Origin of the sequence: Tenacibaculum geojense (assembly GCF_042676005.1) — a bacterium.
Lineage (GTDB): Bacteria > Bacteroidota > Bacteroidia > Flavobacteriales > Flavobacteriaceae > Polaribacter > Polaribacter geojense.
In genome coordinates this window covers 19,988-41,758 of sequence record NZ_JBHTJR010000023.1, presented here as the reverse complement: position 1 = coordinate 41,758, position 21,771 = coordinate 19,988, and the positions used below count along the sequence as shown (strand labels likewise).

General features: G+C 31.8%; 15 protein-coding genes, 1 tRNA gene and 2 pseudogenes. 3 read left to right on the top strand and 15 right to left on the bottom strand.

The window, feature by feature from the left end:
- Positions 1-64: 64 nt before the first annotated feature.
- From ACFQ1U_RS04580 to ACFQ1U_RS04565, 4 genes are read right to left on the bottom strand one after another with little or no spacing between them, the layout of a single operon-like run.
- Complete coding sequence (locus ACFQ1U_RS04580) at positions 65-3,529, bottom strand: efflux RND transporter permease subunit (protein WP_386105796.1); 3,465 nt, start codon at positions 3,527-3,529, stop codon at positions 65-67.
- A gap of 26 nt (positions 3,530-3,555) precedes the next feature.
- On the bottom strand, positions 3,556-4,734 hold the full coding sequence (locus ACFQ1U_RS04575; RefSeq protein ID WP_386105794.1) for an efflux RND transporter periplasmic adaptor subunit: 1,179 nt from the start codon (positions 4,732-4,734) through the stop codon (positions 3,556-3,558).
- An 8-nt stretch (positions 4,735-4,742) separates the two neighbouring features.
- Complete coding sequence (locus ACFQ1U_RS04570; RefSeq protein WP_386105792.1) at positions 4,743-6,083, bottom strand: TolC family protein; 1,341 nt, start codon at positions 6,081-6,083, stop codon at positions 4,743-4,745.
- Positions 6,084-6,686, bottom strand: a complete 603-nt coding sequence (locus tag ACFQ1U_RS04565; protein ID WP_386105790.1) for a TetR/AcrR family transcriptional regulator — start codon at positions 6,684-6,686, stop codon at positions 6,084-6,086. It lies immediately after the preceding gene.
- 128 nt (positions 6,687-6,814) lie between these two features.
- Here ACFQ1U_RS04565 and ACFQ1U_RS04560 point away from each other — a divergent pair, with 128 nt between their 5' ends.
- Both ACFQ1U_RS04560 and ACFQ1U_RS04555 read left to right on the top strand, forming a co-directional pair.
- A complete protein-coding gene (locus tag ACFQ1U_RS04560) occupies positions 6,815-7,786 on the top strand; it encodes a polyprenyl synthetase family protein (protein WP_386105788.1) in 972 nt (323 codons plus the stop codon).
- Between the two features lie 52 nt (positions 7,787-7,838).
- Positions 7,839-7,912, top strand: a tRNA-Ile gene (locus ACFQ1U_RS04555).
- 116 nt (positions 7,913-8,028) lie between these two features.
- Here the strand turns inward: ACFQ1U_RS04555 and ACFQ1U_RS04550 are convergent.
- The 9 genes and pseudogenes from ACFQ1U_RS04550 to ACFQ1U_RS04510 all read right to left on the bottom strand — a co-directional run bounded on the left by ACFQ1U_RS04550 (position 8,029) and on the right by ACFQ1U_RS04510 (position 20,088).
- On the bottom strand, positions 8,029-8,217 hold the full coding sequence (locus ACFQ1U_RS04550) for a YgaP family membrane protein (protein ID WP_386105786.1): 189 nt from the start codon (positions 8,215-8,217) through the stop codon (positions 8,029-8,031).
- Positions 8,207-11,425, bottom strand: a complete 3,219-nt coding sequence (locus tag ACFQ1U_RS04545) for an efflux RND transporter permease subunit (protein ID WP_386105784.1) — start codon at positions 11,423-11,425, stop codon at positions 8,207-8,209. Before ACFQ1U_RS04545 ends, ACFQ1U_RS04550 begins: the two co-directional genes overlap by 11 nt.
- A gap of 84 nt (positions 11,426-11,509) precedes the next feature.
- Complete coding sequence (locus tag ACFQ1U_RS04540) at positions 11,510-12,550, bottom strand: efflux RND transporter periplasmic adaptor subunit (protein ID WP_386105782.1); 1,041 nt, start codon at positions 12,548-12,550, stop codon at positions 11,510-11,512.
- Positions 12,551-12,584: 34 nt separating this feature from the next.
- Positions 12,585-13,889, bottom strand: a complete 1,305-nt coding sequence (locus tag ACFQ1U_RS04535; RefSeq protein WP_386105780.1) for a TolC family protein — start codon at positions 13,887-13,889, stop codon at positions 12,585-12,587.
- A gap of 111 nt (positions 13,890-14,000) precedes the next feature.
- Positions 14,001-14,564 (bottom strand): annotated as a pseudogene (locus ACFQ1U_RS04530) (TolC family protein); the annotation flags it as partial.
- A 15-nt stretch (positions 14,565-14,579) separates the two neighbouring features.
- Positions 14,580-15,320 (bottom strand): TolC family protein, encoded by a 741-nt coding sequence (locus ACFQ1U_RS04525; protein ID WP_386105778.1) that lies wholly within the window; start codon positions 15,318-15,320, stop codon positions 14,580-14,582.
- Positions 15,307-18,500, bottom strand: a pseudogene (locus ACFQ1U_RS04520) (efflux RND transporter permease subunit). Before ACFQ1U_RS04520 ends, ACFQ1U_RS04525 begins: the two are co-directional and overlap by 14 nt.
- A gap of 5 nt (positions 18,501-18,505) precedes the next feature.
- Positions 18,506-19,618, bottom strand: coding sequence for an efflux RND transporter periplasmic adaptor subunit (locus ACFQ1U_RS04515; protein ID WP_386105776.1), 1,113 nt, complete (start codon positions 19,616-19,618; stop codon positions 18,506-18,508).
- A 2-nt stretch (positions 19,619-19,620) separates the two neighbouring features.
- The gene (locus tag ACFQ1U_RS04510; RefSeq protein WP_386105774.1) at positions 19,621-20,088 is read right to left on the bottom strand and encodes a MarR family transcriptional regulator; all 468 of its coding nucleotides are present in this window, start codon (positions 20,086-20,088) and stop codon (positions 19,621-19,623) included.
- 183 nt (positions 20,089-20,271) lie between these two features.
- Here ACFQ1U_RS04510 and ACFQ1U_RS04505 point away from each other — a divergent pair, with 183 nt between their 5' ends.
- Entirely contained in the window at positions 20,272-20,889 is a 618-nt protein-coding gene (locus ACFQ1U_RS04505; protein ID WP_386105772.1) for a hypothetical protein, read from the top strand.
- On the opposite strand, the gene ACFQ1U_RS04500 is transcribed toward ACFQ1U_RS04505, so the two are convergent.
- The gene (locus ACFQ1U_RS04500; RefSeq protein ID WP_386105770.1) at positions 20,886-21,467 is read right to left on the bottom strand and encodes a methyltransferase domain-containing protein; all 582 of its coding nucleotides are present in this window, start codon (positions 21,465-21,467) and stop codon (positions 20,886-20,888) included. The two genes, ACFQ1U_RS04505 and ACFQ1U_RS04500, sit on opposite strands and share 4 nt — an antisense overlap.
- A 3-nt stretch (positions 21,468-21,470) precedes the next feature.
- Positions 21,471-21,770, bottom strand: coding sequence for a thioredoxin (gene trxA / locus ACFQ1U_RS04495; RefSeq protein ID WP_386105768.1), 300 nt, complete (start codon positions 21,768-21,770; stop codon positions 21,471-21,473).
- Position 21,771: the final 1 nt, after the last annotated feature.

Genomic DNA, 21,771 nt, shown 5'->3' with positions numbered 1-21,771 from the left:
AAGAAAATAAAAAAAGACCAAAAGCTAATGCTTTCGGCCTTTCTTACAGTTAACATAATAATTATTAAAATATAGATCGAAGCCACATTTTAAATCTTGTTACCAAGTAAAATAAAATAGGCACTACTATTAAGGTTAAGAATGTTGCCACAATTAATCCGTAGATTACTGTTTTGGCTAATGGACCCCAGAAAATTACGTTATCTCCACCCATATAAAAATGAGCATCAAATTCGCTTACAAGGGTCATAAAATTGATATTTAAACCAGTAGCTAAAGGAATTAAACCTAAAATTGTGGTAATAGCTGTTAATAATACCGGACGTAAACGTGCTTTTCCTCCTTTTATAATTGCAGCATTTAATGTATCAAGATTTACAAAATCATCATCAGCAATATTATTTTCTGCTTTATTTCTATCAATTAATAATTGTGTATAATCTAACAATACAACACCATTATTAACTACAATACCGGCTAATGAAATAATACCCATCATTGTCATCATTATAACAAATGAAGCTCCAGATGCCACGATACCACCAAAAACCCCTATTAAACTTAAGAAAATAGCTATCATAATAATTGTTGGACGAGAAACCGAATTAAATTGGAATATTAGGATTAAAAAGATTAAACCTAAACCTGAGAAAAATGCTCCCATCAAGAAAGCCATTTGTTTATTTTGTTCTTCGATCTGACCTGTATAATCTACTTTAATATCACTAGGCAACTCTGTAAAAGCAACCATTTCTTGTTGAATTTTAGATACAATTGCTCCTGCATCTGTATAACCTGGTGCTAAAGCAGAATAAACAGTTACCACTCTTTTTGCATTTTTATGCTTTATTGCACTAAATCCAGACGTATTTTTTTGAGTTGCTACAGCAGAAACAGGTATTGCTTTAATCTGCCCAGTAGCCATATCTCTAAACGTAATGGTTTGATTAAAAATAGCACTTGTGTTATATCTATTCTCTTCGTTAAAACGAACATAAATATCATAATCTTCACCATCTTCTTTGTAAACACCCGCTTTACTTCCAAATATAGAGTTACGTAATTGCTGACCAACTTGTGCTGCACTAACTCCTAATTCACCAGCCTTTTTTCTATCAACATCAACCAACATAGAAGGCTTGTCTTTATTAACATCAATTTTAATCTCTTCAATACCTGGAATAGATTTTGAATTGATAAAATCACGCATTTTTTCAGCAGTATTAATTAACTGAACATAGTCTTTTCCTTCTAACTCAATATTAATTGGATATCCGGCTGGTGGTCCTACAGGATCTTTTTCTACCGAAATAGACAAACCTGGATATACCCCTTTTAAATCTTCTGTAATTTTAGTTTTTAACTCTTCACTATCAGCTCCTCGTCTATCTTTATACTCACGCATGGTAGCAACTATTTTACCTCTATGAGGCATTTCTGCAGTTGAACCACCATCTGTTTGAGGATTTCCAGAACCTGCACCTACTTGAGCAATAGAACTTTCAACCAAATAATTATAATCACCGTCTACATAAGCATCGTCGTTAATTACTTTAATTACGCGTTGCTCCAAATCTTTCATAATAAGATTTGTTTTTTCTATATCTGTACCTTCTGGATACTCTACGTATACAATAACCTGGTTAGGTGTGTTGTCTGGGAAAAACTCCACTTTAGTTCTTTGACTCGCTACCGAGCCTCCAAACATCATAAAAGCAACAATTAATAGAACAAAAGTTATAATGGTAATAATTCCTGGTCTCCAACCTTTTAAAGATGCTGTAAGCATTCGTTCATAAAAACGTTCCCATCGAGGTAATACAGAATTTTGAAACTTATTCGCTAACGGACGTAACCACAGCCTATACACCCACAACATTACTGCCGTAAATAACATAATAGTACCCAAAGCTCTGTATGAACCACCAACTAAAATAATTAACAAGCCTAAACCACCCATTATAGAGGTTAACATGATTATTTTATTTTTTGGCATGTCTTTATCTTCTAATGTCATGAATTGAGACACCATAACTGAATTGAAGAAAATAGCTACAAATAAAGATGAACCTAATACAACTGATAAGGTGATTGGGAAATACTTCATAAATTGTCCCATTACACCTGGCCACATACCTAAAGGAATAAATGCTGCAACCGTTGTTGCGGTAGATATAATAATAGGAAATGCAATTTCTCCAATACCTTTTTTTGCAGCTTCTATACGAGACATTCCTTCTTCTTCCATTAAACGATAAACGTTTTCTACAACCACAATACCGTTATCCACTAACATACCAAGCCCCATAATTAAACCAAATAAAATCATGGTATTCATTGTATAACCAAAGGCATTCAATATCATTAAAGACATGAACATAGACATTGGGATAGCAAAACCTACAAACAATGCATTCTTAAACCCTAAGAAAAACATTAATACAGTTACCACTAATATTACACCAAAAATGATATTGTTTACCAAATCATCAACCTGACCTATAGTTTTAGAAGATTGATCATTAGCAATTGTTACCTTTAAATTTGATGGTAAAACATCGGCTTTAGCCACCTTTACAATCTCTCTAATTTTGTCAGCTGCCTCTACCATATTTTTACCTGTACGCTTTTTTACATCAAGCATAACAACAGGCTCTCCAAACTCACGCGCGTAAGTAGTTTTATCTTTATCTTTAAATGATACCTGAGCAATATCTTTTAAATAAATTGAGTTTCCTCTTTCAGATTTCACTACAAAATCTTGTAACTCTTGTGGGTCTTCTACCTCTCCTAAAACACGAATAGTTCTTCGTTGGCCACTAGTAATAATATTTCCTGCAGAAACTGTCATATTTCCGTTTCCAATAGCTTGCAATACATCTTGGAAACTTACCTGAGCAGCCATCATTTTGTAAATATCTACAGCAACTTCTACTTCTTTTTCCTCTGCACCACGAATGTCAGCCTTTTTAATTTCGCTTAAATCTTCTATTTCATCTTGTAAATACTCTGCATATTCTTTTAATTGTTGCACAGTATAATCTCCTGAAATGTTAATATTTAAAATAGGAGTTTCTTCAGAAATATTTAATTCAAAAACATTAGGTTCTACCTTTGCTCCATTAAAGGTTGGCCAATCTTCACCGGCTACCTTTTCATCTACTTCGTCTTTTACCTTTTGCTTCGCTTCTTCAATAGTAATATTATCATCAAACTCTAAAATTACCATCGATACATTTTCTTGTGAAGTAGAGGTTAATTTAGTTACATTACTTACTGTTTTTAACTTCTCTTCTAACGGATCTGTAATTAACTTTTCTATATCTTCAGCAGTATTACCTGGATAAATAGAGTTTACATATATCTTAGTATCTTTAATTTCTGGAAAGTTTTCTCTTGGCATGCTTAAAAAAGCAGAAATTCCAGAAAATAAGATAATCACCATCATTACATAGATGGTTGTTTTATTGTTAATTGCCCAGGTTGATAACCCAAACTCTTTATCTACTTTCTTTTGTTGCTCTGTCATTATTATACATTTTAGGTTGGGTTGTATTATTTAGTAGCAACCGTTAAAATTTTAACTTCTTGACCATTTTTAACACTTCGAGCTCCTTCATCAACAATTTTATCTCCGCCTTTTATACCTTCTAAAACCTCAATAAAATCTCCTTGTGTTTTTCCTGTTTTAATTACAACTTGTTTTGCAATACCTACACTATCTTTAACACTTTCAACTACATATACATATTGCTCGCCTTCTGCATTTTCAGAAATAATACCTTGTGGAATTAATACAGCAGCTTTACTTGTATAATCATTAATTTTAAGTTTTGCAGTTAAATTTGGTTTTATAGCACGATCTTTATTAGGTACTCCTACTTCTACTTTAAAAGTTCTGTTAGCTGGATTGATAAAGTTACCAGCTTGTCTAACCTCAGATGCTATCGTTTTATTTAAAATAGGAAATTCAACAGCTACCTTTTTTCCTTTAGTTACAGAAGTAATATAACTTTCTGGCACATCTGTTTCGATATACATATCGGCTAAGTTTACAATTCTGAATACTTCTGCACCAGGACCTGGAGCTACTACAGTACCTTGCTCTTTAATTACATCGTCTATAATTCCAGTAAAAGGCGCTCTAATAGTAAATTTGGCAATGTTCTTTTTTAAATTGGTTACAGCATTTTTTTGTGCTTCAAAATTTGTTTTTGCTTGTAAAAACTGAATTTCTGAACCTATTTTTTGATCCCATAAACGCTTCTGACGTTCGTAAGTGGTTTTTGCTAAAGCAGCATTAGCCTCTAGTTGCGCTAATTGGTTGCTCATACCTACATCATCTATTTTTGCTAAAGCCTGGCCTTTAACTACATTCTGACCTTCTTTAACATAAATACTTACTAACTGACCAGCAACCTCTGGATAAACCAATACATTTTTTTTGGTTTGAACATTACCTTGTAACTCTAAATAATGATTAAACTCTTTGCTTTCTGCATTAATAACAGTAATTAATGGTACTTTTTTATTGGTATCTAATTCGGCAATTTTTTTACTTACTAATTTAATGTTCGTAAGTAATTCTTGCTGTTGTTTATCTAAAGATTCTTTTTTAGCACGTAACTCTTCTAAGTTATTTGAAGCTAATACAGCATCTATTGATTGTTCTTTTTTACCTCCACATGAAGCTAATAAAGCGGCACTTGCTATTAAAATTAAATATTTTCTCATTGGTTAGGTTATTTTACTGGTATGTTTAATGCGGTTTCTAATTGTGCTTTTTTAGCAATTACGTTTAACATAGATTGCACGTAAGTATTTTGCTGTGTATATAATTGATTTTGTGCTTGAAGCAAGTCAAAACTTGACGATAATCCTTCAAAAAACTTTACTTGCTGCTTTTTTTCAATACGTTCTGCTAAGTTTAAATTTTTCTTAGCTGTTTCATAGTTTTCTAAACTAAGCTGATATTCACTTTTTGCTTTTTGCGCTTGAAGATTTAATTTTTGTTTTGTTTCTTCTAATCTGATATCTGAATTTTCTAATTCAATAGCGGCTTGTTTAATTCTAGATCGTAGCCTGAAAGTTCCAAAAATTGGAATATTTAAACTTACTCCTAACAAAGAAGAATCAAACCATTTTTGATCAGAATCAAAAAAAGAAAACTCATCAGAAAAACTAGAATATTGATAATTTATAAAAGCTGATAGTGTTGGTAATTGTCTGTTTTTTTCCAACTTTAGTAACAAACGGTTAGCCTCTCTATCATTTTCAGCTATTTGATAATCAATATGATTATTAATATCAAATGTTTTACTTAGCAATGATAAGTCTGAGTATTGTAATGTTAATGTTTCTAGAGAGTCTGTTAACTCTAAGGTTTTATTAATTTTATTACCTAAAGCTATGTTTAACATTTGATAAGCAATATCTTTTAAACGCTCTGTATTTCTAATATTACTTTCTAAATTACCGAGGGTAATTTGCAACTGTTCTACGTTTTCTTCCTCTGTTAACCCATTTTCAAAAATCTTTTGAGTTTCATTAAGGTTTTTAGTTAATACTTGTTTATTGTTTTCTAAAATCTCTAAGCTTTTCTCTGCAACTAAAACATTACCATAGGCATTTATGATGGCTTCTCTGGTTGCTAACTCAGTTTTTTCTTTCGCTTGTTCAGAAATTTTCAAGTAGGTTTTAGCAGATTGTAACCCTACTAAATAAGTACCATCAAAAATTAACTGCGTTAACGTTACTCCGGCATTTACAGACTGTTTTGTTCCGAAAATAAGCTCATCATCTACACCATCTCCATTAATATCTGCTAATTGAACTTGTTGTTTTAACCAGTGCTGATAATCTACCGTACCACTAATTTGTGGTAAACCTGTAGTAGTTGTTTCCCATTTTTTTTCTTTGGCAGCTTCTATATTTTTAGCTGCAATTTTATTATCATAATTATTTTTTATCGCATAATCTATAGCTTCTTGTAACGACAGTTTTGTTGGAACTGAAGTTGCTTCTTGCGCAAATACTGAACTTACTCCTATACACAATAAGAGTAAGGTGATTAGGTTTTTCATTTATTTAATCTCTTTTAGTTGTTTTTCTATTTCCTCTATCCCTTTTGGAGTACAAATTCCTCGTAAATGATACTCCAAATACTTATCTAATAATTCATTTTTGGTAAACATTGTTACTGGAAATAACTCATGATCTTTAATTGCCACCATACCATAAAAGTATATTCTGGCAATAAACTCTTCATCAATTGTATTTCTAAATAATTGTTGTTCTAAACCTCGTTGCAAATTCTCTTTAATAGAATTTTGCATAAATTCAAATTGTTTGGTTTTAATTTCGTCGTAAATCTTCGGATAATATTTCTGAAGTTGATATTGTGGAGATGATTTTTCATCTTTTAACACACTCATTAAAAACTTCTTAATTTCAAACAACTCAACAATAGGGTTCTTTTCTTGCTCATGAATAAGATCTAATCCACAACACACAGAATCAAACATAAAGTTAGTTACCTCTTTAACTAAAGTGGTTTTGTTTTGAAAGTGTGCATAAATAGTTTTTTTAGAAACTCCCATTTCACTCGCAATATCATCCATTGTAACACTCTTAAATCCAAGACTTAAGAACATATCTGCAGCTTTTTCTAAAATTTTATCTCTCATAATCGGGCGCAAAGATACAACAGGAAACTAAAGAAACAAAAAAAGTTTCCAAAGTTTTAATGTTTTTTTAACATTGCACTTACATACTTTACTTTTATGATGTATTTTTACCTAAAATTTAAATCAATTTGGACTTAACAAAATACTACACAGCTTTTACCACATATTTACAAGCACAAGATTTTAAAAGAGAACCCAAAAACCTTTATGAACCTGTAGATTACATTTTACAATTAGGCGGAAAAAGAATTAGACCTTTATTAACGCTTATGGCTGCCGATGTATTTACAGGTAATTACAAAACTGCTTTACCAGCTGCCATGGCAGTTGAAACGTTTCATAATTTCACATTAGTTCATGATGATATTATGGATGAAGCACCATTACGAAGAGGAAAAGAAACTGTACATCAAAAATGGGATATAAATACCGGAATATTATCAGGAGATGCTATGCTTATTTTAGCATACCAATATTTTGAAAACTATGAACCCATAATTTTTAGAAAATTAGCCCAATTATTCAGTAAAACAGCTCTAGAAGTTTGTGATGGCCAACAATTAGATGTTGATTTTGAAACCAGAAATGATGTTACTATTGATGAGTATATCAATATGATTCGTTTAAAAACATCTGTTTTAGTTGCTGCTGCATTAAAAATGGGAGCCATTGTTGCCAATGTGGATGACACCCAAGCTGATTTATTATACAATTACGGATTACATTTAGGTATCGCTTTTCAATTACAAGATGATTTATTAGACGCCTTTGGAGATCCTAAAACCTTTGGGAAACAAGTTGGCGGTGATATCATTGAAAATAAAAAGACGTTTTTATACCTAAAATGTTTAGAAATTGCAGAAAAAGTAGATGCTGAAAAATTACAATTCTTTTTTAATCAAAAATTAGAAGATAATTCAATTAAAATTGAAGAGGTAAAACGCATTTTTGAACAGAATGATATTCCAAATATCACAACCGAACTAATTGAAAGCTACACCAATAAGGCTTTTGACTTTTTAACAGACCTTAATATAAGTGATGAAGCAAAGCAAGCCTTGGTAGATTTTGGAAATAATTTAATGAACAGAAAAATGTAAAAAATAGCTTTTATTTCAAAAAAGTTTTTATTTTTGCAGTCCAAATTTAACTGGTCCTATAGCTCAGTTGGTTAGAGCACCTGACTCATAATCAGGGGGTCCATGGTTCGAGCCCATGTGGGACCACCTTTAAAGCTTCACTTTTTGTGAAGCTTTTTTGTTTTTATTAACTCATTAACAATAAGTTAATTTTAAAAGAAAAAAACCGAGTAGATTACTCGGTTTCTTTCTTTTAATAATATCTAGTTTTTGATTTTAAATACTTTTTCTAAAATATCTTCTAACAAACACCATTTTGTAATTGACGATTGTAGTAAATTTGCTCCTACAAAGGCTGTAAACCACAACCACTTAATATCTACTTTTATAGCTAAAAGCAAGCTAAGCAACACAAAAGTACCTGCTACAGCTCTTACTATTCTATTTTTCATATTCTGATTTATAATTTTTACGTTCTATTAAATAATACACTAAAGGCACAACCAATAAGGTTAAAATTGTAGCTGTAATTGTTCCTCCCATTAAAGAAATTGCCAAACCTTGAAAGATAGGATCAAATAAAATTACAAAAGCACCAATAACAACTGTACCCGCTGTTAATAAAATTGGCATCGTTCTTACTGCACCAGCCTCAATAACCGCTTGTTTTAAAGGCACTCCTTCAGCCAATCGAAGGTTAACAAAATCTATCAGTAACACAGAGTTTCTTACCATAATTCCCGCTAACGCAATCATTCCTATAAATGAGGTAGCCGTAAAATAAGCATCCAACATCCAATGCCCAAGTACAATACCTACCATAGATAATGGTATGGCTACCATCATTACTACAGGCGCTTTAAAATTTTGAAACCAACCTACTATTAACATGTAAATTATTATAATAACTCCTAAAAAAGCTATTCCTAAATCTCTAAAAACCTCTAAGGTAATTTGCCATTCTCCATCCCATTTTACCGTATAATTATCATCATACAAGGGTTGTCCTAAATATTTTTCTTCTAATGAATATCCTTCAGGTAAAGAAATTTCTTTTAAACGGTCTTCCATTCCCAAAATAGCATACGCAGGACTCTCTAGCGCTCCAGCCATATCAGCCATTACATAAACCACTCTTTTTTGATTTTTACGATAAATACTAATAGGCTTAGTTGTTTTTTTAATACTTACTAAATCTGCTATTGTTACTTTATTTCCATTATTAGCAATCACATGCAATTGAGCAATTTGTTGTAAACTTGACTTTTGATGATCATCTAACGTAAGTACTAATCCTATTTGCTGATAAGCATTTTCATCATAAAAAGAAGTGATTGCTGAATTACTTAACGCTGCATGCATTGTGTGCACTATTTGTTGAGGAGTAACACCATACAACATCGCTTTCTCTTTATGAATTTCAAAATCATATGTTGTTTGTGAATCTTCAACCATCCAATCAATATCAACTACATCATTAGTAGTATGTAAAATATCTTTAACTGAGTTTGCAATAGCTACCTGTGTATTATAATCTGGACCATAAACCTCAGCTACAATAGTTGATAACACAGGTGGACCAGGAGGAACCTCAACCAACTTAACATTTGCATTAAATTGTTGGGCAATGGTTTGAATAGCTGAACGCATAGATTTAGCAATATCATGACTTTGTTCTGACCTTTGATGCTTGTCTACCAAATTCACTTGAATATCTGCCATATTACTACCACCTCTTAAATCATAATGACGTACTAAACCATTAAAAGTAATCGGAGCAGAGGTTCCTACATAACTCTGATAATTTACAACCTCCGGACGTGTACTTAAATATTGTGCAATTTCTTTGGTGACCATTGCTGTTCTTTCTAAAGTTGCGCCTTCAGGCAAATCTATCACTACTTGAAATTCATTTTTATTATCAAAAGGAAGCATTTTAACCGCTACCGACTTCGTAAAAAACAGACTTAAAGACCCTAGCAATAACAAAATAGTTACGCCTAAAAACATCCATCTTTTTGATCTATTTTCTAATAAAGGCTTTTCAAACTTCTCATACATTTTATAAATAAAAGTATGTTGCATTGCTGCTACTTCATCAGAATTTACTTTTCCATCCTCACTTTTATCTTTTTCTCTTAAAAAAAGATATCCTAAATACGGAGTAATAGTTAATGCAACAAATAATGATAATAACATGGCTATAGATGCTCCAATAGGCATTGGACTCATGTATGGTCCCATTAAACCAGACACAAACGCCATAGGTAATACAGAAGCAATTACTGTGAATGTTGCTAAAATAGTTGGGTTACCAACTTCATTTATAGCATAAAGTGCTGCTTCTTTAAAAGGGAGGCGTTTCATTTTAAAATGCCTATGCATATTTTCAGCTATAATTATAGAATCATCAACCACAATACCGGTTACAAAAACCAAGGCAAACAGTGTAATTCTATTAAGCGTATAATCTAACATATAATAACTAAGCAACGTAAGTGCAAATGTTATAGGCACTGATAAAAATACTACCAAACCACCACGCCAGCCCATAGCTAACATTACTACCAACGTAACCGCAATTATGGCCCCAATTAAATGCATTAATAGTTCTGATACCTTTTGTGACGCTGTTTCTCCGTAATTTCTAGTAATTTCTACCTGAACATCATCAGGAATTAACGAACGCTGTAAACGCGCTACTTTTGTAAGAATTACATCTGCTATTTGCATAGCATCTGCACCTTTTCTTTTTGCTACCGATATGGTAACTGCAGGATATTCTGAGGGGTAACCTTTCTGTTTTTTACTCGCTTTTCCAAATCCTAACGATACGTAATTAGCAGGGATTTCTGGCCCATCTATTATATTGGCTACTTGTTTTAAATAAATTGGTTGCTTTTGTTGGGTACCTACTATTAAATTTTCAACATCTTCAACCGATTGTAAAAACTTACCTGTTCTAACAACATATTCGGTATCATTATTAATAATAGCTCCCGCTGTCATCTCATGATTATTAGCTTTAATTAAGTTAGCAACTTGTAAAAAATCCAATCCGTATGCAGCAAGCTTATCTTTATCTAAAACAACACGTAACATTCTGTTTCTACCTCCAATAGTTTTAGTAACGGCAACATCTGTTACTTGTTCAATTTCATTGGTTAACTCTTGGGCAATTTGTTTTAACTGATAATCATCATAATTTTCACTCCATAATGTTAAACCTAACATGGGGACATCGTCTATAGCACGAGTTTTTACCAATGGCATGGTTACACCTTTTGGCATAGCATCCATATGCTTATAAATTTCATTGTACAACTTTACAAATGAACGCTCTATATCTTCTCCTACATAAAACTGAACAATCACCATTGCTTGCTCATTCATAGCAGTGGCGTAAACATATTCCACTCCTTTAATATTCGCTATCGCTTTTTCTAGAGGCTTTACAACCCTAGATTCTACTTCTTTCGGACTTGCTCCTGGATATCCTATAAAAATATCTGCCATCGGAACATCTATTTGCGGCTCTTCTTCTCTTGGAATTAAAAACGAACTATATACACCAATGACCATAAAAACAATCATCAATAAAACAGTAAGTTTAGATCGTATAAAACCTTTGGCAATTTTACCTGCTAAACCTTCTTTCATATTATATTCATTTTGGGCGTTACCACTTTGTGGTCGGGCTATTCGCGCTACAAGGTAGCTAGCTGTTATCCCTAACGCATTTTTTTACTGCACACTTACTGGTACTCCGTTATACAATTTACTTTCAGCGGTTAGTATATAAGTTTCATCAGCCTTTAATCCGGATAATACTTCAACATAAGCATCATTGGTTTTTCCCAAACGTAACCAGCGTAAAATTGCTGTTCCTTGCGAGCTAACTGTATACACGCCTTTTAGTTGACCTTTGGTAACTATTGCTTTGTGTGGTATCAAAATACTATTAGTAACTTCTTCTGTTTTATCACTACTAAAATTTACACTCGCAAACATTCCTGAATACAACTTTGCTTTATTTTCATCTAACAAAACCGTTACCATATATTGCCCACCTGTATATTGAGTAGAAGTACTTATTTCTGTAATAGTCCCGTTTAATTTTGCTCCAATTGCATTAATTTCAACAGTAGCTTTGTTTCCTTTAGTTAATTGACTAATAGCAGATTCTGACACTCTTGTTTTAACTTCATATGTTGCAGGATTTTCCATTGCTATTAATGGTACTCCCGGGTTTGCCATATCACCTTTTTTAATAAATATTTGGGTAATTACTCCTGAAAATGGTGCTTTTAAATTAGAATATAAAAACTGTGCGTTAACTTCTTTTTGCTGTTGTTTTACTGCATCTAAACGAGCTTTAGCCATGTTAAACATTGCTGATATATCATCCATTTCTTTTACAGAAACACTTTTTTCTGCAAATAATTTTCTGTATCGATCATAATCTCTTTTTGCATTGTTATAAGCTACTGTTGCTTCAGAAATACCAGCTTTCACTTGAGCGGCTTTAGCTTCAATATCTGCACTTTGTATACTTATTAACTGCTGACCTTTAACTACCTTATCTCCTACTTTTACAGGAACTTCTCTAACAAACCCCATCATACGCGTACTTAACGTTGCATTATTAACTGCATAAACTTTTCCGCTTGCTTGTATAAAACCTGATGAGTTATTTTGAGCTTTAGCTACGGTAACTTTTACTGGAGGAATGGTATTTTTAGAGTCCGAAGTGGTTTCTTTAGCGCATGAGGCTAGTAAAAACATAATTAATATATAAACCTTGTTCATGATACTTTTATTAATTGCTTAAATATTTTAAATAAAGTTGTGCGTAGTTATATTGGTAAATAGCCTGATAATAAGCTAACTCTTTACTTGCATACTGTGTTTCGGCTTGTAGTAGATCTGTTGTTTTCTCTAACCCTTCTTTAAACCTATTAGTACGTATACGTAACGATTCTTCTGATTGTTGCATAGCTAGCTTGGAAAGCTCTAAGTTATTGGCAGCGTCAATCAACATTCGTTTTGCTTTCTCTAGCTCTAACTTACTTTGAGAGGTGTATTGTTCAAATTCTAACGTAGCTTTTTTAAACGCTGCCTTGGTTTGCTGCTTCTTCCCGAGGCGTTTTGCACCTTCAAATAAATTCCAACGTAATTGAGCTCCAAATATGTATCCGCTTGCATCACCTGTAAAAATCTCATTATCATAAAGCTCATATGATCCAAAAGCATTTAGTTTAGGTAAAAAAGACATATTTACTGCTTTTACCATATGTGCATAGGCTTTAGTTGACAATTCCATCGCTTTTATATCTGCTCTTTCTTCAATACTTTTTTGATAGTTATTTACAGAATTAATTGGTTGTAAAACATCTGATGGTTTATAAACTACAAAAGCATCTTCATGCATTAAAAACGACAAATAATTTGAAGCATTTTCAACATTACTCAACGCTGTTTGTAATTGATTTTTTACCTCAAGTACTCTTACCTCAACGTTTAATACATCGGCTTTTTGAAGATATCCTTGGTTAAAATTTTTATTCGCTAAATCTAAATTTGCTTCTGCTGTTTGCAATACCTTTTGCATCACCGCTACACCTTTATATGCTAATTGTAACTGCATATAACTATTTTCCACTTCAAAAGCAATGTAGTCTTTTGTTCGTTGTAACTGCATTTGTTGAGCTTCCGCTTTAATTTTTGCAGCCTTTCTTTGAAAAACACCATCTAAATTGAAAATTGGTTGTTGAATTTCAAACTTCGTAGCGAAATTCTGAATCTGTTTAGGGTTGTTTAATGATGATGGATTAAAATCTGCAGCAGTAACTTTTTCTTGGTTTAATTTTATCCCAAAAGCCATTAACGGATTATTGGTTGTCATTACTGTATGAGAAGCAGTGATATTTGGTAAAAAAATTGCCCTCGTTTGATGATAATCTGCTTTCGCTACAGACAAATTTGAGGCTGCTATTTTTATAGCTGTGTTTTCTTTTTGTACCTTACTTAACACTTCGGCTTTAGATATTGACACCGATTGTTGCCCATACAAACAACTAACACCAATACATGCACTTGTAATTGTTAAAAGTAATTTGTTCATGTTAATTAATAATTTGACACAAAATTACTTTGGCTTTTTAGTTGTGACAGTAACATTTGTTACCAACAAAAAAGCCACCTTAACGGTGGCTTTTCATATGAAATACGTTCATTAAATAGATGTGTTTAATAACTCACCACTTAATTGTAGTAATTGTAATTCAATTAATTTTGCATCAAACTTAGCATTATTGAGTGCCGATTTTGCATTAATCAAATTAATTTGAGCTTGTCTAAACTCTATTGAAGTTACCTGACCTAGTTTAAATCGTTCTTGAGTTCTATTAAAATTATTTTCATTGGTTTGCACATTTTGCGCTTGCGCTTGCAAAACAAACAACCTATTTTTATAATTCTCCCAAGCATTTTTAAGATTATTTTCTAATGTTTGCTTTTGCTGTTCTAATAATATTTGTTGGTTCTCTACAGCAATTTTAGCGTTATCAATTCTCACTTTATTAGCTCCACCATCAAACAAATTCCAAGTTAAGTTTACACCTGCATTTAAACCATCTACTGTAGAACCTAGTAAAAAAGATGTAGATGGATTATCACTTTGACTCCATCCGTAAGAAGCAGACAAACCTAACCTTGGTAAATAGTTTGCTTTGTTAACTTTAATATTAAATTCGTTAATAGCAATATTCTTTTTACCTTGCTTAATAGCTACATTATTTGCGGAAGCTTTTTCTTACAACTCATTAAAATCCAACAAATTATTAAAAGTAACAGCTGTTTCTACTTCATAGGTTACCTCTTTATTTACTCCTAAAATTACATTCAAACTTCTTTTTGCATTAATAAAATCTTGTTTAGAATTAATATAAGAAATACTATCATTATTCACATCAACTTGAGCATTTAACATATCTAATTTAGTAGACTGCCCATACTCATATTGATATTTAGCACGCTCAAAACGTTGTTTAGATATTAATAAAGCTTCTTGTAAATTTTTGGTATTTTCTGACAATCTTGCTATTTGAAAATACGTAGTAAACAATTGTACATAAACGTTCTCTATAGTTTCTCTAGCCTGAAGTTCAGATAAATTATAACGTTCTTTTAATTGTTGATAGTTATATTTTCTTCCTAAACCATCAAAAATAGTATAATTTAAACCTAATGAGGCGTTATACGATTTTGTAACCGCATTGTTAATAGATGTTGATGTATTATCTTGACGCGTTATTGTTTGATTTTCATTTCTATAATTTGCTCCTGCAGTTGCTGTAACTGAGGGCAAATATCCACTATTTAAAATATCCGTATTATTTTCTGCTATAGCTGCATTATTAGTAGCTACCTTAATTCCATAATTATTCTCTAATGTTATGGCTAACGCTTCCTTTTTTGTTAAAATTGATTGCGCGCTTATGGTAAATGAACCAACCAACATCAACAGATTTACAATTATATTAATGCGTTTCATCTTCTTCTATTTTAGATTCTATAATTGCTCTTTCAACTTCTTCTTGAGTTATCTCTCCTCCTGTTTGTAACCATTTAATTCCTACTTTAACCGAATTTGAAACCGATAACAACATAGGTAACATTATTAAGGTTAATACCGTTGCAATGGCTATACCGTATGATATAGAAATGGCCATTGGAATTAAAAATTGAGCTTGCCTACTAGTTTCTAACATTAAGGGTGCTAAACCAGCTACTGTTGTTAATGAGGTTAAAAAAATGGCTCTAAAACGTGAGCGACCAGCTTCTATTAAAGCCTTGTTAAAAGGCATACCTTCTTTTAAATAACCATTAAACTTACCAATAAGTACCAATCCGTCATTTACCATAATACCAATTAAAGCAATGATACCTAACCATGATAAAATATTGATAGGAAATCCGTGTAAATAATGCCCCCATACAACACCAATCATGCTAAAAGGAATCATTAAAATTAATAAGATAGGCTGACTGTACGATCTAAATGTAAAGGCAATAGTAATGTAAATTAGAATTAAAATAATAGGTCCAATTACATTTACAGAATCTGTAGTTTTTTTAGCTTCTCTATTTTGACCTTCATACAATGGAGTTACCGATGGATATTTAGATACAATTTCTGGCATAATTCTCGCCTTTACATCATCTAAAATCTCCGTAGGACTATCTTGTATGTTCTTCATGTCTGCTGTTACTTGAATTTCACGTTTACCACTTAGATGGTTAATAGCTACTTCTCCTCTAGCAATTTCATATATAGCTATTTCAGAAAAAGGAACTCGTGCACCTTGTGGTGTTACTATTCGCATTTCGTCTAAGTCTTTAATTGAAGACCTATCTTTTTTGTCGTAACGAACCCAAACTTTTATTTCATCTTGACCACGTTGAAAACGTTGTGCTTGAAAACCAAAAAAACCATATCTAACTTGTGCCATTACCGATTGTAAGTTAAGCCCCAACAAATACGCATTGTCTTTTAATTGAATTTTAACCTCTTTAATACCCGCCGGGTCATTATCTGCTACATCTTTAAGTAACGGATTATTTTCTAACTCTGTTTTTAAAGCAACTTTAGCGGCTTTTAATTCTTGAATATTGTTTCCCAACAAAGAAACGGCAACTGGACTTCCTCCAAAATTACCTCCGGAACCAAAAATTAAACTCTCTACACCATAAACTTTACCAACTTTTTCTCGAATGGAATTGGTAATTTCTGGCGATGAGAAATCTCTTTCTTCACCAGGTAATAAATTTACAGTTAAGGTAGCGTTAGAAGTTCCAGGTCCTACACGCTTAATTACATTTTGCACCACCGGAATATTTCCAGATTGTTTTGCTGTATACTCATCATTAATTACCCAAACCTTTTCTTCTATAGATGAAATAATTGAATCTGTAATTCTTTCATTAGTTCCTTGTGGCATTGTTAGTGTAATCTGAACTCTATCACTAGCAATCGATGGAAAAAATGAAGTTCTCACTACACCTCCTCCAACAGCGGACATGCTTAAAATTAAGATTGCAATAGGTATTGCAAATGCTAATACTTTATAGCGTAAACTAAATGTTAAAAAAGGAATGTAATATCGATCTCTTATACTACTTAAAAATGCATCTGCTTTTTCATTTACCTTATTAAAAAAAGCATCTAACTTGTTAACTTTTACTTCTTCGTTTTCTTTTGCTCTAGACAAAGCCTTAGAATGCGCAATGTGTGCTGGCAACACTACTAAAGCTTCAAATAATGATACTAATAAGGTTAAAAGTACTATTGTAGAAACTTCACTAAAAAAACTACCAATTCTTCCATCAACAAAAAAGAATGTTGAAAAAGCGATAATAGTGGTTAAAATAGCTGAAATAATTGATGGAATAACCTCCATCGTTCCATCTATAGCAGCTTTAATTGGTGACTTTCCTTTGTCGTAATAATGATGATAAATATTTTCACCAATTACAATACCATCATCTACTAGAATACCAATAACGATAATCATACCGAATAACGACAGTACATTAATTGTTACTCCAAGTTGAGCTGCAAAAATAAACATTCCAAAAAAGGCTATTGGCAAGCCTGCAGCAACCCAAAAAGCTAATCGGACATTTAAAAATAACGCTAAAAATAACAGGACTAATAAAATACCTGCAACACCGTTTTCTATGAGTAACTGTGTTCTTCCTTTTAATGTAATTGAAGAATCACTAGATACATTTAATTGAACATTTTGATTTTGCTGATTAAACTTATTTATATATTCTTTAATCTTATCTGCAGATGAAATTAAATCTTCATTATTTGTATTGCTTACTGTAATATTAACTGCTAAATTACCGTTATAATACAACCTATCTGGTGTTTCTGACCAAACATCATTTACATTGGCAACATCTTTTAGCCTGATGATATTTCCAGATGTTTCTGTTCTTACAATAATGTTATGCAGTTCATTACCGTAGTAAGACCTATTACTCGCTCTAATTAAATAATCTTCTTCTGTAGTTTTAATATTACCTCCAGTTATTAAAATATTAGAGTTTCTTACTGCTTCTGCAACTTCTGTAAATGTTAAATTATAAGCTCGCAAATCATTTTCACGTACAGCTATTTCAATTTCTTCTTCAGGAAAACCCGTTAAAGATACTTGAGAAATACCTTCTAAACCACGTAAATCGTTTTCTACTTGCCTACCATATTGTTTTAATGAACGAAGAGGGATATTATCACCACTAACAGTAAAACTTATGGTAGAGCGGATACTTTCTACCTTAGCAATTACCGGAGGTTCCATACCAGAAGGAAATGACGGCACACGATCTACAGCATTTTTTACATCTGATAAAACAACATCGATATTTTTCCTTTCTCAACCTCAACATTAATGCTCGCTGAATTTTCTCTTGATACTGATGTTACTCTTTCTACTCCAACAATTCCTTTTAAATTGTCTTCAATTTTTAACACAACACCTTCTTCTATTTCCTCTGGCGAAGCTCCAGGATATATTAAGGATATTGAAATTAACTCAGAATCTACCAGCGGAAAAAACGATGATTTCATGCTGAGCGCACCCAATAAACCAAAGACAATAAAAGCCAATATGGTTACATTAACCGCTACTGGGTATTTTATAAAATAAGAAATTATTTTTTTCATACCAACTAGCTTTTGTTAGTTTTAACAATCATTCCATCAAAAGCACCTGGTAATGTTTGTGTTAAAACTTTGGTATTATTTTCCAAACCTTTAATAACTACTTTTTCCGCACCAAAATATACAGGGTTAATTGGTGTTAAGGTTAAAATACTATCGTTTTTAACAGTGTAAACAGCTTTATTATCTATCAGTAATTTTCTAGAAATCTCAATGGCATTCTCTTCTGCTTTGGCAACCAAATCTGCCTCTAAGTACATTCCTTCTTTTAAGTCTTTATTAGCTACTTGAATAAATGCTTTTATTGTTTGTGAGGCTTGGTCTACTTTTCCATTTACTCTAATAACTGTGCCTGTATAATCTTTAGTGTTTTCAAGATTATGTAGGTTTACTTTGTTTCCTATTTTAAGTAAATCTGCATAGGCTGCATTAATAGATACTTCCATTTCAAACACCGAATTATCGATAAACTCTCCTAATTTTTGACCTGGTCTAACTAATGTTCCTGTGGTTACCAAAGCCTCCGTTAAAATACCATTGAAGGGTGCTCTAATATTATATTTTGATAGTTTTACCTCCGCATTTTTAACATTGTAATAAGCACTCGTTATACCTCTTCCTGTAATAAAGTACTTCTCTTTATCTGAAGAAAAAACAGGTAAATTTGGTGTTGGTTTACTAATATCAAAGTTTTGTAAATATTGTTCCCATTTCGTAAAATTTTCGGGGTAATCTAATCGAAGATCTGGCATAATTGCCGTAATTAAATTGAATAAATTACTTTTTTGCGATTGAAGACTTGCATAAAACTCATCGCTATTAATTTTTAATAAGGTTTGTCCTTTTAAAAACTTAGTACCTTCTTTAAAAGGTTTTGCTAAAGGTTTTAATACACCTTGTACTTCAGAGTATAACTCAATTTTGTTTTTAGCAACTAAGTTTCCGCTTGCTTTTAAAACAATTGGAATTTGCTTATTTTCTACTTGCTTTACAAAAACTGTTTTTACAACTTTTGAAAAGCTTGGTTTAGACTTTTTATTACTGTCTATAATTTTTTTGCCTAAAAAAAGTGCTACTAATAAAAGTAAAACACCCAAACCAGAAAGAATAATTTTTCTCATGTTTAGTTAGTTTGCTTGTCCTGACTTGGACAAAAATTTGATTGAATTTTTTGTAATATTTGTATTATCTGTTGTTTTTCTTCAGAAGACACTGATTGTTCCATTTTTTGAATGGCTTTTTTAATAATTGGTTTAGATTGCTTGTACACTTGGCTACCTAAACTTGTTACATATACATTTTTAACTCGTTTGTCTTCTTTACTTTGAGTTCTAAAAATGTAATTTTTCTTTTCCATTTTAGTTAACAACCTTGTTAAAGAAGATTTGTCTTTGTACGTTAAATAAGCTAACTCATTTTGATTTAATCCATCTGTTATATGTAACTTTTTTAACACCACCATTTGCTCTTTGGTAAGATCTATGTTATGTAACTGAAACTGTTCTAACAAATAACAATCAATAATCTTAACTGTTTTACCTAACCAAGGAGCCATAGAGTTTTCTAAATCAATATTTTCTTCAGAATTCATGATGCGAAATTACATACAAATACATTTTAGTTGTGTATGCAACTATTTAATGTTTTGTTAAAAATTAACTTATTTTTTTAAAACATTTTATAAATGTTTCGTCTTAAGCAATAATCAAACTCTTAGTTTATGTAACTTTAGTTACTTCACTAACTATTTATTTTTAGTTAATTTGTAATCAATATGCAATACTTCATTCCTTTTACAGTTGGATTTCTAGCCGCATTTTTAGGCTTATTAGCTCCTGCCATGTTAAACATGACCGCTGCTAAAATTAGCATTGAAAAAAATAAAAAATCGGGTATTGAGTTCTCTTTAGGAGCTATTGTAGTTGTTTTTATTCAGGCATACATAGCTGTTGCATTTGCAAAACCATTAGTTAATAACCCTTCTATTATAGCAAAACTTAAAATAGCTGCTGTTTTTATTTTAAGTGGCTTAGCTTTTTTCTTCTTTATAAAAGCAAAACAGCAATTTAAAACTAGCTCTAAAAAACAACGTTTTGGAAGTTTTATATCTGGTATTAGCTTATCAGCTTTAAATATGTTGGCTGTACCTTTTTATTTAGCGATGGCTACACTCGCTGAAAGTAAACAATGGATTCAACTTAAAAGTCCTGACACAATTTTATATGTGAGTGGTGCTACTTTAGGGTCTTTTACCATTTTTGCTAGTTATGTTTTTCTAGCCAATCATATTGCAAAAAGAATACAATTTATTGCTACAAATATTAATTATGTATTAAGTGGTTTATTTTTAGTATTAGCCTTAATAACTTCTTACCAAGTAATTATTGTTTAAGCTTTTTCATAGATTGCAAACAGCTCCATTCCTTGTCTGCCAGGTGAAGAATTATAACAATCATTTAATGTTTTAATTGTAAAAGCCGGTTCAAACAATTGTTTATACTCATCAAAGCTTCCTCCAAATGGTGGATGATCATTGTTTAACTCGGCATCAAAATACAAACCAACCAATTTACCTCTTGGTTTAAGTAATTTATGCATTTGACGCACATAATCTTTTCGCAACTCTGGATCTAAAGCACAAAAAAAAGTTTGTTCTATAATAATATCAAACTGTCCTGTGATATTAAAAAAGTTGTTATGCAACAAATGAGTTTCTGGAAAACTAGGGATTCTATCTTTAATATTCATAATTGCCTCAATAGCAATATCAACTACAAAAACATTAGTAAAACCTTTCTCGTGCAAATATTCTGCTTCATATGAATTTCCTCCTCCCGGAATTAAAATTAATGCAGATTTATCTGTTAACTGATCGAAATACGCCTTTAACGGACTTGATATTTCACCCAAGTCCCATCCTGTCTTATTTTTCTTATACTTATTATTCCAAAACTCTTCTGAAAACTGCACGTATTACTTTTTATATTGATGAATTACATTAATTATATCTTGCTTTTGTAGCATCCCTGAGTGTCTCCACAATAAATTTCCTTTTTGAAAAAGCATAAAGGTAGGCACGCCTCTTATTTGGTACTTTGATGCTAATGCCTGATTTTTATCAATATTAATTTTAAGTACATTTGCACTATCACCTAAGGTTTCTTTAGCTTCTTTTAAAATTGGCCCCATCATTTGACAAGGTGCACACCAATCTGCATAAAAATCAATAAAAACTGGTTTTTCTGAAGCAATAATTTCTTTAAAGCTTGCCATT